Source organism: Erythrobacter sp. RANMB8 (assembly GCF_056848235.1).
The window spans coordinates 1-1,137 of the sequence record NZ_JBREHG010000031.1 but is presented as its reverse complement, the minus strand read 5'-3'; the positions used below and the strand labels follow the sequence as shown (position 1 = coordinate 1,137).

Sequence of the window (1,137 nt, the reverse complement as noted above, 5' to 3'; positions counted from 1 at the left end):
ATTACCCCGCATCGCGGATCGACGAACTCCTGCCACACACTCACGTGGCCTGAAAACACCTCTTAACACCTTAAGGCGGGACGGCACAGTCTGAACCAATTGCGTCGTCCAAGCCTCATGACGCGTCAGCGCTGTCATCTGTTTGGCGAGGAGTATCGTGTGCAGAGAAAGCTGCAACAAAAGCAATATTTGCAATCGGTTGCATGGTGAAAAGCGGGCGTGCTCATATTGCGCTTGTTTGGAAAATTTTCATATATCCTTCACAGGGATCGTTAATCGATCACTGGCATGCTCGGTCCGAAACCTAAGGAGCACCCACTATGGCTGACATCGACATCAAGAAACTGGCCATGCAGCTTGATGCTGCGCAGGCGCTTCTTGATCAAATCCGCGTGAACAGTGGTTGCGAGGCCCTCGGAACCGGGCACTCAGCTCTTCCGGTGAGAATCGATAGGGCACTGGCTACCGCCCGACGCGCTTACGATGACCGGAAGAACAGAAGTAGTTTTATCGGTGGAGACGAAATTTTCGGGGAGCCCGCGTGGGATATCCTCCTCGATTTGTTCATTCGTCAAACGCTCGAGGAGGAGGTCAGTGTTAAAAGCGCCTGCCTTAACTCGGAAATGCTGCCATCAACGACCATGAGATGGCTCAGAGTGCTGGAAGGCAATAACCTTGTCGGCTTTATAGAGGACCCCGATGATGCCGCGCAGAGCTTCCTTCATCTGACTGCTGAAGGTTATGAAGGGATGCTGCGTTATCTGGACTGGATGGCGCGATAAGAACTCTTCCCGCCTTGTTGGCCGGTTTTGTATCTGGCTTAACCCAGTGTCAGTTGGCGGTCATACCTCCTGTTTTATCCTCAGATCGTAGGTTCGAACTCTGAGCGCCTGAATTCCCGATATGACATCGTCGAGCAGGATATCGCCAATTCCGGAAGTTCGTGGATCCCCCACACATACAGGGCATGCCCGCTCGCCATCCTCGGAGGGTAGCTTGTCTTTCGCCCTGCCTTTCGTAGACCCTTCCTCCCAGGAGTTGGCGCCTCCGGCAGCCCCCAGGCGGTTTAGCATTCTGATCATAAGGGTAAAGTACCGAGGCAATCGATCGTGTAAAAGGCTCATTGCTGGCGAGAAT

At 53.3% G+C, this 1,137-nt stretch carries 2 protein-coding genes; one reads left to right on the top strand and one right to left on the bottom strand.

Annotation, left to right across the window (positions count from 1 at the left end; translation table 11 throughout):
• Positions 1 to 320 precede the first annotated feature (320 nt).
• Positions 321 to 782 carry a winged helix DNA-binding protein gene (locus tag ACU0AG_RS16085; RefSeq protein WP_482783272.1) on the top strand — a complete coding sequence of 154 codons (462 nt, stop codon included), beginning with the start codon at positions 321 to 323 and terminating at the stop codon, positions 780 to 782.
• Between the two features lie 60 nt (positions 783 to 842).
• Here the strand turns inward: ACU0AG_RS16085 and ACU0AG_RS16080 are convergent.
• Positions 843 to 1,137: hypothetical protein (locus tag ACU0AG_RS16080; protein WP_482783271.1), on the bottom strand; the 295-nt coding region annotated here is incomplete at its 5' end.

Excerpts from the sequence above, each read along its gene's own strand:
- ACU0AG_RS16085 (WP_482783272.1), top strand. The coding sequence starts at position 321 with ATGGCTGACATCGACATCAAGAAACTGGCCATGCAGCTTGATGCTGCG.